Origin of the sequence: Bacteroides sp. (assembly GCF_030151085.1) — a bacterium.
Lineage (GTDB): Bacteria > Bacteroidota > Bacteroidia > Bacteroidales > Bacteroidaceae > Bacteroides.
On record NZ_JASLER010000094.1, the window covers coordinates 98,947 to 114,617 of the forward strand.

A 15,671-nucleotide genomic window follows, 5' to 3' on the forward strand; every position below is an offset into this window, starting at 1 on the left:
CACTTTTTTCGACCGCCTCACGGCGGTTTTAGACTTGGGGGCTTTAAATGCCCCCAAGAAATAAATCAAATGAAACAAATAAATCGAATAGCGTCACTCTGTGACGCTGGATTCTTGGACGCAGCGCACGGGGAACGCGTCCGACCGGAAGGTGCTGTTCACCGGGCTCACCCAACCAATGTACGTGCCCAGAAACCCACCGTACTGCGAACTCGCCTGAAACGGTGCTGACGACCACGCATAGCAACCATAGCCAACGTTGCACACCTGCCCATTGCCGCCGTAGCGATAGCCGGCCGCCGGGTAGAAGGCCATGTCACCCGTACCAACACCACTCACGTAATAACGACGACCGAAAACACCGGAAGCAGGAACAAGCATAAAACCCTTTCCGTCACCATCTGCATAATTAGCCTTATCCGCAACGGGACAATTATAATAATCAGTATTACTTGTATTATAATCCGTTATCGCAGTCGCTTCGCCCGTATTAGTCGTAGTAAAGTTTGTCCATGTATCCTGAGGAGGCATGCACCAACCGGGAGGGCAAGGATCATAAATAGTTTTCCCTGTGAACTTAGTATCTAAACGCAAACTGGTCTTATTATCCGTGAACTGACCACCCCACAATTTATTAGAAACAACCCAGGCGGAAGTAGGATCAGCTTTACTTGCTGTAAAATTGGCAGGATGCGCACCATAAATCCAATTATATGACGGATTAGTTCCGTCACCACCATTTGCGCTTTTGTCATTATCATCACGCAATATAAATATCAACGGATGTTTCATCGCATACGTTATTATTCCTTGGGCATCTGTTGAAACATTTATATTCTTTACTTGATAAGCACTACCCCTCAAAGTAGCGGCAGTCAATTTATTTCCTTCTTTATCAAAGACATCCACAATTTCAGAATTATTATCAGACCTTCTTTCTCTAGTACTTGCCGTAGGAAACGGATCTTTACGACCGAATTGATAATATAAACCAAAAGTCTTGGTAACATCATCTGTATTGGAAGGAGTGTTACTTGCTGAACCCAAATCACGGTCCATCATCACCAAATCACGCGAAGCAGTTGTAAAACCATCCCAATAAAGGGTAGGACTCATTCCATGCCTCAACCTTGTCTTATAAGTCTGCACATGATCTCTTGAGAGCCCTGCCAAGTCGAAAGAAGTTTTCCATATATGCCAGCTCCAAAGTGCTTCAGCATCACCCGGATTTGCTTTCACAGCAAGCACAGCATTCCCTTCCTCCAAATTCCCCGTCTTAAATGTCACATAGCCACTTGCCGACCATCCCACATATTCTATTACACCCCCATGTTTACCAGTTTCCCATACTAATTCAGCTGCTCCCGGAGATATTTTCATATCCGCTGAGCCTACGCCCTCAGGCAATGTAGTGACATCCGTCTTAGTAGAGCCATTTCCGCGAATTGTACCTTTAAACCGGTACCATTTTCCCGTTGAATTTACCAGATAGCTATTAGCAGTTACCGATTTACCGGCTGCATCCACACTCAAATCTTGTCCCACCATGACGCGCGCATCTGCCAGGTTAGTACCCTTGATTGCAGCACTCACATTATATTTCGTATTGCGCACCACGTCAAAGTTATTAGCATCTGCGGCAGCTCCCAGATAGATGGAATATACCACCTCCCGGACAGTACTCCCCGTAGGCGTATAATTACCTTTTATACAAATATACGTAGCCTTTTCGGGGGCAGTGCCTTCAAAGCGATGAGTCCAATCAGTGGCAGAAGAAACAGAACCTGTACCCTGCTTATTTTCAGGCATATACCATACCACATTCGTTGCCGTACCTCCGTCATACGAAACCATATCAGACGAAGCTACCTGTGAATCCACGAACCCCATACGCTTCGGAACATTTCGCAAAGTCACGGAAGTAGCTGTAAATGTGCCATTTGCAGCCGTCAGAGCCAATGTTACTTTGGCGACTAAACGTGTCAAAGAGACCGACAGTGTAGCACTTACATTGTCAGAGTCAAAATCGGCTGTTCCACACATAGGTAAACAACTATTGGTAGTTATTGAGCTAGTGTATTCTTGATAACTCTTCTTGAAATTTTCTTCCGTAGCAGAATTCACTTCAAACTTTCCTGTCACATTGCCTACATTGGCCAATACATACACTTTGCAAGTACCCACACCTGCCATCAGCGATATATTTGCTGTAGCACTCTCCAATGTTTCAGAATACTCTTTATAGGCCAATATACCATCTGACTTGAATTGAAACACACAAACATTATTTACTATCTTTTCCTGCGCATCAGTCAAATCACCGGTAACCGCACGTGTAGTAGCCCCATCGGAAACAACCACCCTTTCAGCTCCCAGCACCAAGTTCAGGGCAGACTCTTCTGAACGTGTCACCCCTCCTGCACCCTCCATCGGAGAAGCGTCCAGTGAGAGGCTTACGGCAGTCAGAATACCGTCAGGCTTGTCATTGTTTCCGGTAGGCTCACCATCATCGGTACACGAAAACAGCACAAAAGCCATAAAGACAGCAAGCCCTGTTAAACTTCTTTTTTGTATCATTCCTGTCTATTTTAAATTATATACTAAGTAATACATTCATATTTTATTTCTATGGAAGATCATCTTCCGCTACCGGAGTATTCAAATCCTGATTTGTCCAGTCTCCCGGAGAAAGCGAACCGTTTTCACCGCCACCCGTATCCGAAGGAATATCATGGCTCCCCCACGACAAAGCATCTTCCAACACCAATCCCGGATAGTCGCCTATAGCACCGTTCCAGTTCTCCTCATCAGCTTTCCATCCTCCTATAATCACAGGTGTATCTCCACTTCCGCCCATCAGCGCATCCAAGTCTACATTTTTCCACTCACCTATCACCACTTCAATAGTGGGAGTTCCCGGATCACCCATAGACACATCGTTATCTTCGGTTCCCGCCCATTCAGTCACTTTCAATTCCAATTGCACACTACCACCCTTCATCTTTACCGTAAACGTATAATGCGTACCTTCCGCAAAAACCAGATCGGCAGGAAGGTCAGCTTCCAGTTCTGTGTCTGCCAATCCATTGAAAGCAACTTTCATTTTGAATTTAAAAGCACCTGCCTTCCGGGGCAATACAATCGTAGCGGCTTTCCTGTCATAGGGAGTATTATCTGCATCCGGACATGTAAAACTATTTCCAGCCAAAGATATTTCCGTATCGAGTGCTATCCCCTCCAACGAGAGCTTACTATCACTTAGCGAGGTTGTTAGAGGGGCATGTGTCAGATTCGTCAAACCTGCCGATTTGATAGCCACCGAAGTGACATTCTGGTATTTGGGCGAAAGGGCAAAGGTCAGCATTGTACAATGACGCTTCAACATAGCAAGGTCTACACTCTGCTTTTCTTCAGTCACCGTCACCGCAGGAGTGAATGATGTAGCGTAATCCGTACCATGATTTACAGAGACGGTGCATGTCTTACCTTCTCCCGAACCATCCGTACGGGTCACTGACAAATTTGGCGTCAATGCGTAGAAGTCGTAGGTACCCTTACGTAAAAGTAAAGGAGTGCCGGTAGCGGACAAAGTACCATTGTCACCACCCGCTCGGTATTCAGCCTCCCCCATATATTCATCCTTTGACAAATCGGGATCAGTACCTTCACGCCGAAAAGCTAGAATACGTATCATCCTATCGTTTTCCAGCAGTACACCGGCACGTGTCGTAGTTACTTCCGTACCGATTCCTGCCACAGAAAACTCTACGGTAAACGTATCTTTTTCCGGTATCAGCAACTCGCTTTCGGTACATGAACCGAACAGCAAAGCTACCAACAAGTATTTCATCCCTTTACATTTCATAAATACTATAAGCAGTGTGTACTTTTAAATAATCACCTCACCCGGAGCCGTACCTGTTTTCCATTCTTCAATGGTCACATTAGGAACAATTTCGGTAGAAGTGAATTTCAAAGTGATAACGTAAGAGCTGCTTTTCAAATAACCGGCAGCAAGCGTTATTTCTTTGGCATCCGAAGCGGCTCCCTTTTCCATGACAATTTCGAGCGTAATCTTCGCATCGGCAGCAGCAGCAACCGGAGCAAACATGGCATATCCGGCAAGTACAGCATTATTTCCACTCTCACTTTTCACACCAAGCGCCAATGGGTTCGAATCGCCGTAAGCAGAAGCACCTTGCATGATCTCCGTATTATCCGTAGGCTTCTTCTTTACCAAATCCAAATCATCTGTACCATTGAAAACCACAGTAGCATTTGTTTCTGCATTGGCAGTCGAAGGATCGGGAAGCGTAACCACACAACCCTGCTTTTTGCCTTTGATCTTTATAGATTTTATACCGCCCCAAGCAGTGTTTGCAGCAGCATCAGCCGCATAAGCCTGCACACTGATTTGGGTCAATACATGCTCAAAAGTGATTGCACTGACTTGAGTAGTCTTGTTACCTTCTTTCAATTTCGTCACCATTATATCGGTAGAGCCGTCAATGGCGCCGAAAGTCACGGTTTTGGCGGAAGCGTCATAAGTACCGCTTTGCGGATACCAGCCAATCAATTTACTACTTTTCCCGTTAGCAAGATAATAAGCCTTCGGAGTGAAACTCAATGGAGTGTTAGTCCCATCATAGTCCACCGTTCCGATTAGTCTTGTAGCATCATACGCAGCCGGATAAGCCGGAGTACTTCCTGCCTTGTCTGCCCGTGCGAAATGTACAGCCAGATCTGCTTTTAATGTTTTATCAATCATTCCGTCTCCACGTGTCACGGGTGAAGCCTCTGATAGAATACCGGTATTCATGCGAATTTCCACCGGTTCTTGCTGTTTGCTTTCAACAATCTCCGTTACATCCGACGAACAAGCGGTAAATATCAACGGTAAAACACTACCGATATATAATATCCATTTATTCAGTTTCATATCTTTAGTCTTTTGAATGTTATTGAATAGTTTCATTTCCCCCACCGTCAGTTGTCCATTCCTGAACAGTAGCCAATGCTTTGATTTCCGTGGCCTTGAAAGTCAGGGTCACCACAAATTTCTTTCCTTGCGTATCCGAGTCGTAAGCCCCACCACCAGCGGTCTTCTTCAAATGCACAGGCACTGATATTCCCTCTGTTGCAGCATTAGCTGTTTTCACCAGTAAAGTGTAGTCACTGCTTCCGGTGGCAATCACCGGAGAAACCATAGAATAAGCAACTTCCTCACCTGCCGTTGTCAGAACAACCGTTTGACCGGCAAATGCCGCTTCTGGAGTAGCAGCTAATTTCCAGAATTTAAACGAATTATCACTTACCGGACTAGAGAAAGCTGATCCGGTCGCTGCTACCCCCGTAGCCAATGTTACTTCCACTTTTGCATTCGGGTTATTAGAGCCGCCCGCTTTAGCCAAAGTTATGTCTGTCAGCTTTCCCCATGAGTCGATTGCAGCCTGATTTTCCGCAACAACCTTTATTACCAGTTGTGTCAGCAAGTGTTTAAAAGCAAGCGTCTGAAACGTGCCTCCTTTGGCTGCATCCTTAGTCGAGCTAACCTCTGCCGCAGCCATTACATCTTTGCTCCCGTCAAAAGTAAAAGTCGTTGTAGTAGTTTGCGAAGCAGCCCAGGCAGTACTCGGATACAAACCACAGAAATAAACCGTACTATTATCCGCCGGATAATACTTTGCCGTAGCAAAACCGGCAGCCGTAGTCCCATTGTCACTGAAAGTCATGGCATCATCCGCATAAGTAGTTGTATAATTCCCTTGGGTTTTGGATGCCAGTACCCTTGCCGTCAATGTATTTCCACTACCTATCTCTCCTTCAAACGGAGCACGTGTCACAGCCTCTACCGACAAAGCAGAAGACTTTAACTTAATTTCTACAGTCTCATCGGAACGGGACTCCAGAATTTCACCCTGTGTGCAACCCGTCATAGCTACTATGGCAAGAAGCGAAAATAAAATCTTTTTCATAATCTCAGTATTATATATAAACATTAATATTCCTTATTTTAAACTTCCCGGTTCATCTCATCGTAACCTCAGTCTACTGTACCTTCACCGGTTCCATCCATTATCCAAGGTGTGACAACTGCCGAAAGTGCAACGGGCGTACGTTCACGGAATTTCAAAGTCACCAAATAAGAGCGACCCGCTGCAAACGTGTTTTCCCCACCCGTCGGACGTATCACCACATTTGGGAAATCGCCTTTCTTGTCCGTCTTCACCGTTAACTTGAATTCTGCCAGACCAGGTTGCAGCATCACTTCTCCCGGCAAATTCTGTGGAGCGTCCGATGTCCCCGTTATAGCAACCGGCGCATGTAGTGGAAATGAAATCCCGTCCGAAGGCGTACCCCACACTCCCAATTTTCCGGTTTCCAGATTCAGGGTGGAAACGGTATTTACTCCATTAAAGACCAGCCCGGTAACCTGTGTATCAGCAAAGTTCCCCTCATCATCCGTCAATCGAAAGCGGAGTTGCGTCAGCCGATGGTCAAAAACCAATGGAGCAGGAGAAAGCGTTCGCGACCCCACCACAGGTTGTACCCACATCACGTCTTCCGCTCCGGTCAGTTTGAAGTGAAGTATCGGAGAAGATTTTGCCGAGGCTTCTACGTAGTTGTCGCCAGTGGTTCCCGCGGCAGCGTAAGGGTGGTAGACGCAGAACTTCACGAATCGACCTTCTTCCAGCGGGTAAGCATAAGCGCCTTCCCAAGACAATACCCCGGTAGAAGCATCTATGCCCGATGTGCGTACGTTGCTCATCAAAAGATTCGTTCCCCACTCGTCCGTGAGGAGTTGCGAAGCCGCGTCGGCATGCTCCGTCACCACTCCATACACGCCTACCTTCTTGCCTACGGCAGAAAGTCCAGCAAGGTCATTCACAGAAGCCCGGGTATAAATATCAGCCTTTGCCCCCAGCCGTATAAGACCGTCAACATTCAAAGCTTCCTGCTCTGTACAAGCACAGAGCAAAAGCCCCGCCAATCCTCCTAAAATCACCTTCAATTTCTTTCTCATCATAACTAATCACTTATAACTAATCACTAATTCACACCCCTCCCTCTCCTTTGCCAATACTCCACTGTTTCACGGAAGCCGCTAGGGACGAACCTATCCATCTGATCTCAATTTCTATATCTACCGGCACTTCCGAAGGTATCTCTCCTCCATTCTGCGCAAGAATGTCAGAAAAAGCTTTGTTCATATCCACTTCGGCCGGACGTACTTCACCATCTGGCAGATGAAGATTTAACTGTAAACGGTTGTCATATTGCTGCCCTTCTTGAGGATCGAGCAAGCCGAATAATCGTACGGAAGAAATACCCTCACAATCGGTCGCCCTCACCTTTTGCCGTACCTCGGCAACGAATGTGACCGAAGTGGCAGGAGCTGCCGTAACGCTCTCGACCGAAGGTTGTCCCGTTAGCAGGCAGACGGAAGGATATACACCATACAAAGTACCTTCAATGTTGCTTATATTCCCTATACCCGTTAAACGGAAATTCAATCGAAGCGTTTTCACCAAAGGTCTGGGAACAGGAGTAAAATGAAGTGTATCCCTCAATAACACCTCCATTTGTGATACTTCCCAAGTGTAAAGTTCTCCCGGCTGTACATCAGAAGTAAGACGGGCCGCTATACAATCTATGTTTTCTTGTGACACGAATTCTACTCCCTCTACATCCGTATTGTATGCCAGCAAACGGTAAATACCCGGCGGCAATGAACAAGAAAAAATATCCGCTGCAACCTCCTTATACACATGGGGAGTAGCTGTGCCGCTTTCAGCATAAAAATGACAAGCTGCCAAAGAAGGCAAAGAGTATGCCTGCCAGTCGGGAGAAACAATAATATGTCCCTCATCCTTCCTGACTTCCAGCAAGCCTTCCGTACATCCTGTCAAAAGCAAAGCCAGCCCTATAACCCAAATTCCGTGTACAAATCTTATCATATCAACCAGTCATATTCTAAGCTATTTCATTTTCTACCAAAACGATAACTGATACTTATATTGATACCTGTCAAGCCAATACGATCGGCTGTCAGGTCATGATTCAAATAATAATGCAGATTTTCCACATCATAAACATGGCCTACCGCTTTCTGATATCCTCCACGTGCACCGAGTTCAATGCCCCAATGTGCATTCAGCAACAGATAACATCCCAAAGAGAGTCCTCCCTGCCAGTAAGTACCTGTATAGTTGGCCGTACCTTCTTCTACACGTTTAGCGTCCGTACTACGGCTATCAAAATCACCCATCTGCCCATAAACGCCGATATAGCACCACCGGTGTTTTCCATCTCCCTTAAACCAGAAACGAGGCTCCACACTATAAGCCGATACCCCCAAATGCTGGCGACTGCCGTCATAATCCCAATTGGCATATACACCCGTCAGGTTCACTGACCAATGTCGGGCAAAAAAAACTTCGGCAGAAAGGTTTGGCATAAACGTGGTATGCTCTAATTCAGACGTCATACCTGCCCAAGAAACAAAATTGGTCTTAACCGCTACCAGCGGCAGCAACCGGTTACGTTCCTTGCGTGCAACCCGGCGTTGCTCTTTCCAGGCAAGATACTCTTCATGCTGTTTCTTTTCATCCAGACGTCGGGATTCTTCCTCACGACTTTTCTCCTCATCAAGTCTCTCTTTTTCTACACGTTCCCGTTCTTGTTTTTCCATACCTGCACGTACAGCAGCTTCTTCTTCCATTTTTTTCTGCTCCGCCAAGCGATGTTCTTCCGCCTCGGTAACAGCACGTTCCCTGGCAAGTATCTCCTTAAATTCAGCTTCCGTCAATTTACGCTGATAGCGTTCCTCAATAATACGATGAAGGTCATACTCCACCACAATTTCCACTCGCCGCAACAAAGGAAAAAGCTCTTTAAACATACTGCGGTACGGAACTCCACCGTTCAAATCCATCAGTTTCTTTTCACGTCCTTTGAAAATATCTACCTTATCAATAATTTCCAGCACTTCTGCTCTTTCGGGAAGTGTAGAGGCATCTACCAATTCCCGTAATTTATCCCAATCTTCCCCGATATAATGTACTTCCACCGGATAACGCTTAGCAAGCCCATATTCAAAATTCAGATAATTGCGGAACCCATTGGCGCGATCACGCGCCAATTGTTCATTCTGAATGTAACTACCTTCAATAGAGCAGTAGCCCGTCAATGTAATCCGGCGAACATAAACCAGCGTATCTGCAAGCGATGTACGGATAAATCCATCCAGTTTATCCAGTTCGAAAGTATTGTTTCCATATCCTTTCTGTATTTGCCATCCTCCTTGTGGATAAGAAAAATAGCAATTCAAACTGGCAGTTCCGTCTTTTATTACACGCTTATACACCGAATCCCTATACATATTAACAGGATTCAGTGTATCCACGTATATGCTGTTCCACGCATAGCCAGTAGCCGGGAACAAGCACACTAGAAACAAAACTGTCGCTTTTACATTCACACTTATGTCAATCATTATTCTCTATTTCTTAATTGTTCAGGGCATTTCTGTTTCCTGCTGTCCTGTATCCACGTCTGTATCCATATCTACTGTAATGTCTACCCCATCCTTTTTTCCATCCGGCGCAGGACAATCACCCAAATCATCCGGAATACATCCGCCAAGCCCAATCAGCAGTCCCAGCATCACCACCCCTTTTCCTATTCTTCCCATAATTGTCAATTATCAATTGTCAACTAATTAAGTTCCACCTCCTGCACAATTTGTAGTGTCCAGTCGTCCACACTCACCGTCAACTCAAGGTTCGAAGCGGTAACTTCTTCACCCGGGGTACTTTCACCATCTCCCTTGATAACTGCTTTAATGCGGTAATCACGATTACGCGCAATAGTACCATCGCCAATACCTGTTTGCGAAGGATCGGAAGGAGTAATGCTCGTACCGGCTTGCGAACGATTCACAACGATAGGATAATAAACGTAAACAGCCGGTTTGGGACCTTTGCCATCCGGATCGAAATAACCGGACAACACCAACTTAGTGCGATTCGTAGCATCATTATTGGCAAAAGCATAAAACCAGTAAGGGACTGCATATTCTTCATTAGTTATTTCAACCCCTCCCGGCGGAGTAACATCGTTCAATAAAAATCCGGCTCCTTGAGTCCATAAAAGTGAACCATCCGTTTGTTCCTGTACCATTCCTCCATGGAGCCAGGTAGGTTGTGCAGGCATAGTCTGATCCACATCTCCCGGAGATACACAAGAAGCCTCTAAGGCATTGCAAAGGAAAACACGATCCAAAGTAAAAGTTGCGTTGCTATGTTCAAGTCCAAAATCAGAACGAATGCCTGCTATGGAAATACGTGCTACCAATCGTGAAAGCTTGACCGAAACAGCTACAGATTTATCAGCTTCCAAATTTACTTTCTCATTACTGATACCCGACATCGGCAGTAAGTCGGATGCTTGTTGACCATTGCGAACAGTCTGCACCAACCCTACGGTTTTACCTATAAACTCATTCTTGTTCTGTACGCCGCTAAAAGTACCTTCGGGTACATTGGCTACAACAATTATCTCACACGTTCCGGGAGAGCACAGGATTTTATCCGCCTTCACTTTGCCGGAATTGTCAGAAGTTATGTTCGGTTCAACAATTGTGTTTACCGAGCCATCGGCAAAAAACAACCCTACTGTCAATCTATGAATGGTCGCCTCATTATCAGGAAGGGCATTGCCTGTAGCTCGCGTATCGGCAGGATTCCCCCCCGAAAGGGTCAATTGAAGACCGGCAGTCTTTCCCATAGGACGCCGTGAATTTTCTTCCTCGCCACTGCAAGAGGCAAACATAGCAAAGACTATAGCAAGCAACCAGCTAAATAGACAAATGCCGCTAATCTTCATCATTTTTTCACATTTGATTTTCATACGTATATCTATTTTATTACCATTCATTAAAACAGGTTTCTACGACTTCTCAGTTCTTCCAGCACCTCACCGGCACGTTCCACACCACCAGTGACAGCCATTTCAAGATAGAGTTCCGCCTTCTCACGGTTGCCTTCGAGCATACAAAGCACTCCCATATTATTGAATGCCTCCGGTCGGGTTACAAAACGGGAAAGATAGTGCCGTGCCTTACGGGTATCACGTTTGCTCAAAGCTATGGCAGCTGCATTGATATTAGCCTCCGGACTTTCGGGAAATAGACGAGCGGCAAGATCGAAAACATCATTGAATTCGGCCGAACCGGGTGTAAAGCTATTGGCTAGTGAAAACAAACACCCCAATGTGACACAACCAGCACCCGAAGCAGGCAGGGTACAATTTTCGTTCTCCATAGAAACCGGTAGAAAATTAACCCATGAGAGGCAACGTACATCCACATTCTTTTCAAGTCCCGGTACTTCCACATCGGGCAGAAGAATACCCGAGGCTATCTTATCATTATAGATACCAGCTTCTTTACCATTGCATCCACACTCTTCGGCCCGCAAGGATAGATCACTCTCCGTCATCCATTCACGAAAAGGAACAGCAACCTTATATGTAAAGCGCCGCGTAGAGTTATGGTCATTTCTCAGCACCACGGAGGGAGTAGCGGTTTTCTGCTCCATCCTTTTCTTCTTTGGATTTTTCACTCCCAAAACCTGAGTACGCTCATAAACTTTCTGCTTCTCACTACCATTGATAAGAATGGAAGGCAATAAAAGTCTCTGATCTACAGCGGAAAGGAAAGGAGTCAGGGTCAGAGACTCATCAGAAGGCATTTGCAGACCTTCATAGTTTATGTCCATTTGGACATGCAACTGACCACCCGAAAGAGAAAAACTCCGACGGGTAACCTGTATCTGCCCCATGTATGCCTCTTGTCCGCAAAGTGGCATCAAAGGCAAAAGCAGCGATAACAAGCTATAAAACAACTTTTTGTTCATCTGGTTATTTACGTTTTTACAATTATTCAATTACCTGTTTCTATTTATTCTATTGAATGATATACACTAATGATATCGCTGCCTGAGTGGGGCCCAAATAACTCTTGCTACCCGCACGGCCCAATTTTTCACCACAATGACCGCACCGATAACGATCATAGCGGACATAAGCAGCACCTAACCCTAAACTTGCTTCAAGACCCCAATGTGGAGCCAGCACCCAATGGTAACCGTATGAAATACCCGCTCCCAATGCCCAGCCCTCATAACGATTGTTACGTGCACCTTCCAACATATTGAAAGGCAAACGAATATCTCCTACATTAAATCGTCCACCTAACAAATGTGCACCGAAAAAGTGCCCTGCAAACGAAGAGCAAAGCCAATGGCGAATCTCCGACCGTAGTACCCAATGTTTCCAGCGCTTACTATCATCCGGTGCAAATGGTTGATAGTGAGCAGAGACATCCAATGTCCAACCGGGTGACAAAGCTAATTCCATCCCCAGATTGGGAGATATAAGAGCATCGGACAATAGATTACTTTTCACTGCAACAGTCTGCCCATGCAAATTCGCACAAGTACTCCACAATACTAATATTAGCAACAAGCTTGTTTTAGTCGCTCTCTCCAACACCATATTTTCATTCCATATTTTCATCATTCAAAAGTCAATCACATGTACATCACATAATAAAGTACAAAGTGTCTGATTCACCACACCCAATTTTAAAGCTCCCGTACCATAATGATAATGCTTGTAAATACGTTCTTCATTTGCCAATGGATTTACCAGATTAATATTCTCATCAATAGCCAATAATAATTGGTACAGAGTAATTTCCGAAAGACATAGGCACAAAGCATAGGAATTACAGTTTCCTGCATTCATATCAGGAAGTAAACGAATAAGACCTGCTGCGCACAACTGATCCAAAATCGTTGAACATTCAGGCGCACACGAAGTCGCTCCCATTCTTTTGGGACATAAATGGGATTGGCGATATGCAATCTCATGTAGTATATCTATTGCCTTTTGCGTTCGTTTTGTCAACATATTTGTCGTACCATTTTAAGATATAAGGTTATTACTTCATAAGTAACGGATAGATACATATAAAATCTATATTTAATTAATATCACCAGTGCATAAACAGTTATATATCCGTATATATAGATAATATACGGGATTATCTACTCCTTCCTTTCGGTCAGAAAAAGAGGGTTAGAAAACTATGTCCTAAAATCAAATCTAGTTAGAGAATTTCAAACCCAAAGAATGCTTATTTTTAAAATGCGTGATTAAAAAGAGAAAAAAAGGACTTTTTCTTTTTCTTTTTCAAGTATTATATATATTTTTGCGGCTATATAAGAACTCTGTTACTTATGAAGTAACTTACACCTATCTATTTGTTTTCCAGCGCTTTTGTTTGTTTTTCTATTACTAAGTATCAGCCAAGTATATAATGAATTATTACCTTGTTTGCTTTTTCCAAAGTTCGATTATCAAACTGCTTTAAGTAACCTTCCGTAGTAGTTATAGAAGCATGCCCTAAAGCTTCTGAAATAACCTCAACAGGTATTCCACAGCGTTTTGCTACAGTAGCCCATGTATGACGGGCGGTATACGAAGAAACTCTATGTCCAATACCACGCTTACGAGACAATTGGGATAATCTCAAATTTAACAACCTCAAGACTCGCTGATACTCTTGATAAGCCTGCTTTCCAGTAAATGTTCCATCAAGAATATCAAGTAAATATGGAGAATTAGGGTCAGGATGAGCGTAATAACGAAGCAAAACCATAGCCTCAGGAGTAACTTCAATAGAAAGCGGCATTCCAGTCTTATAACGACGAATCATCAGATATCCGTCACGCAAGTCAGACTTGCGGAGGTGCGCTAAATCAACGAATGGCATACCATGAAAACGAAGCATTAACTCCAAGCAAGCACGTGCCCACAGAAGATTATGACGAGAGTACGAATCAGGCTCATTTTCTACAATAGTATTATCATCTCCTTGCTGATCCTTTGCAAGCTCACCCTCATCAGACAACATCCTACGCATTTCATCGCCTTCTAATGCACGTTTATGATTGACCTGTCTCCCCGTAAAAACTCCTTTGAAATGGTGAGGTATATAAGGAACAATCCCTGCATCAACAGCACGATTATACACTGCACGAATCATACGCATATAAGTGGAAATAGTATTCCAAAGCAACTGATGCGCCAGTAGATACGCCTGGTAATCTTTTAGCCATGCAGGAGTTATTTCCTCTAGTCGCACAGCAACACCACCATAATTGAGTGCAGCCTTCAGAGCACAACGATAGACATGAGCGGTACTGTAACGACCACTGTTTTCCAAATCCGTTATTACGGACAACATGAAATCATTCATTTTACATTCATTCATAACAATTATTTTTTTATATAAAACATATAGAGAACTGATTTCCAGATAACAGTATTATCATAGCAATGTTTCATTACATATTATTTTTATTACTCATCTTAACTAAGACTAATATCCTTGTTAATTTGTCATACTTTTGCACTTGAAGTATGAGAAGCATCCTTTTCCCCGGTGAGAAGCCAACCGTTCCTCACCGAGAAACACCCTGTTCCTCACCGGGGAACGACCTGATCGACACCGAATTTTAACAGGATGTTTAACATACTATTATTCAATGTTTTAGCGAGACCGTTCAATTCAAACTTCACACATACGGTTTCGAACTCCCAACGGGGAGTACAAGCATAAACAACCAGAGTTAAAAATTAAAACATTGAAAGTCAATGATGACAATCTGTCTAAATGTAGAGCCTTGTCTGGCGCACTACATGTATGCCCGTTATGCCAACAGCATACGAGAAGGTGCAATCAAACTGAGTTATAAAACCAATCTTTACCACATTCTGCTGGAACTAACCATCCCTCGTCCTAAAGAAGTATCATGGAAAGAAACCGGTAATCTCACCCTCACCCTACCAGTTCCTAATATCGGCAAAGATCCCAGAACCTACAATTTTCTGAGTGCGGAAAGTGTGCGCTTTTTCGCAAAAGAAATCAACCGCCAGATGCGCAGGGAGATGATAATCTACCTCACAGAGGAAAAATTCGAACATGGCATTATGTACAAACGTTCACTCCTCCATTTCATTACAGAATATGATATGGAGGAACTGGTAAATGAAGACACCCTAATGAAGCATTTCCAGCTATGGAGGAAGAAAGAGAAGGAAGATAGAAGGAATAGAGTATAAGAATGGAAAATTATAAAAAATAAATAGCCTAAAGTTATCATGTTAAATATTTTTTCATACATTTGTCAAAATGCAGTTATATTTTTTGCTTTGTATCATAAATTAATGATTTAAGATAAGGAAATGAATAGTATAGATGACTTTTTAAAGACTAATATTGGATTAGACGACGACGATATTGGTTTTGATCCCGATGAACCTGCTTGGGATAGACTCATTGAGCAAATAGTTCAAGGAAATGTCATACCTGTTATAGGGCCTGATATACTTTGCGATTGTGACGAAGGAAATATCCACACCAAACTTGTTGAATATATAGCCAAGAGATATAACATTGAGAGTAATCCAATATCTTTCTCTGAGTTGATGTTTGACCATGATTATTTGAAGAATAACAAAAACAACAAGGATAGCATATATGCGCAAATGAATAAGATCTTAGCCCACAAAAAGTTTATAGCATCCGGGATATTAAAAGA

At 43.9% G+C, this 15,671-nt stretch carries 15 protein-coding genes; 2 read left to right on the top strand and 13 right to left on the bottom strand.

Annotation, left to right across the window (positions count from 1 at the left end):
• Window positions 1-93: 93 nt before the first annotated feature.
• From Q1W14_RS20655 to Q1W14_RS20715, 13 genes are all read right to left on the bottom strand, one after another.
• A complete protein-coding gene (locus Q1W14_RS20655; RefSeq protein WP_300704619.1) occupies window positions 94-2,577 on the bottom strand; it encodes a DUF4906 domain-containing protein in 2,484 nt (827 codons plus the stop codon).
• 49 nt (window positions 2,578-2,626) lie between these two features.
• Window positions 2,627-3,850 (bottom strand): fimbrillin family protein, encoded by a 1,224-nt coding sequence (locus Q1W14_RS20660; protein WP_300704620.1) that lies wholly within the window; start codon window positions 3,848-3,850, stop codon window positions 2,627-2,629.
• A 39-nt stretch (window positions 3,851-3,889) separates the two neighbouring features.
• The gene (locus Q1W14_RS20665; protein WP_300704622.1) at window positions 3,890-4,939 is read right to left on the bottom strand and encodes a fimbrillin family protein; all 1,050 of its coding nucleotides are present in this window, start codon (window positions 4,937-4,939) and stop codon (window positions 3,890-3,892) included.
• A gap of 19 nt (window positions 4,940-4,958) precedes the next feature.
• Entirely contained in the window at window positions 4,959-5,975 is a 1,017-nt protein-coding gene (locus Q1W14_RS20670; protein ID WP_300704623.1) for a fimbrillin family protein, read from the bottom strand.
• 68 nt (window positions 5,976-6,043) lie between these two features.
• Window positions 6,044-7,027 (bottom strand): fimbrillin family protein, encoded by a 984-nt coding sequence (locus Q1W14_RS20675; RefSeq protein WP_300704625.1) that lies wholly within the window; start codon window positions 7,025-7,027, stop codon window positions 6,044-6,046.
• Window positions 7,028-7,055: 28 nt separating this feature from the next.
• Complete coding sequence (locus Q1W14_RS20680) at window positions 7,056-7,958, bottom strand: DUF5119 domain-containing protein (protein WP_300704627.1); 903 nt, start codon at window positions 7,956-7,958, stop codon at window positions 7,056-7,058.
• A 26-nt stretch (window positions 7,959-7,984) separates the two neighbouring features.
• Window positions 7,985-9,496 carry a DUF3575 domain-containing protein gene (locus Q1W14_RS20685; RefSeq protein WP_300704629.1) on the bottom strand — a complete coding sequence of 504 codons (1,512 nt, stop codon included), beginning with the start codon at window positions 9,494-9,496 and terminating at the stop codon, window positions 7,985-7,987.
• 21 nt (window positions 9,497-9,517) lie between these two features.
• The gene (locus tag Q1W14_RS20690) at window positions 9,518-9,694 is read right to left on the bottom strand and encodes a hypothetical protein (RefSeq protein WP_300704631.1); all 177 of its coding nucleotides are present in this window, start codon (window positions 9,692-9,694) and stop codon (window positions 9,518-9,520) included.
• A gap of 23 nt (window positions 9,695-9,717) precedes the next feature.
• The gene (locus Q1W14_RS20695; RefSeq protein WP_300704632.1) at window positions 9,718-10,911 is read right to left on the bottom strand and encodes a fimbrial protein; all 1,194 of its coding nucleotides are present in this window, start codon (window positions 10,909-10,911) and stop codon (window positions 9,718-9,720) included.
• A gap of 26 nt (window positions 10,912-10,937) precedes the next feature.
• Window positions 10,938-11,918 carry a DUF3868 domain-containing protein gene (locus Q1W14_RS20700; RefSeq protein ID WP_300704634.1) on the bottom strand — a complete coding sequence of 327 codons (981 nt, stop codon included), beginning with the start codon at window positions 11,916-11,918 and terminating at the stop codon, window positions 10,938-10,940.
• Window positions 11,919-11,967: 49 nt separating this feature from the next.
• Complete coding sequence (locus Q1W14_RS20705; protein ID WP_300704635.1) at window positions 11,968-12,582, bottom strand: DUF3575 domain-containing protein; 615 nt, start codon at window positions 12,580-12,582, stop codon at window positions 11,968-11,970.
• Window positions 12,583-12,975 (bottom strand): hypothetical protein, encoded by a 393-nt coding sequence (locus tag Q1W14_RS20710; protein WP_300704636.1) that lies wholly within the window; start codon window positions 12,973-12,975, stop codon window positions 12,583-12,585.
• Between the two features lie 394 nt (window positions 12,976-13,369).
• Window positions 13,370-14,341, bottom strand: coding sequence for a site-specific integrase (locus tag Q1W14_RS20715; protein WP_300704638.1), 972 nt, complete (start codon window positions 14,339-14,341; stop codon window positions 13,370-13,372).
• A gap of 383 nt (window positions 14,342-14,724) precedes the next feature.
• Here Q1W14_RS20715 and Q1W14_RS20720 point away from each other — a divergent pair, with 383 nt between their 5' ends.
• On the top strand, window positions 14,725-15,192 hold the full coding sequence (locus tag Q1W14_RS20720) for a hypothetical protein (protein ID WP_300704640.1): 468 nt from the start codon (window positions 14,725-14,727) through the stop codon (window positions 15,190-15,192).
• 123 nt (window positions 15,193-15,315) lie between these two features.
• Window positions 15,316-15,671 (top strand): hypothetical protein (locus Q1W14_RS20725; RefSeq protein WP_300704641.1); only part of this gene is annotated, 356 nt, incomplete at its 3' end.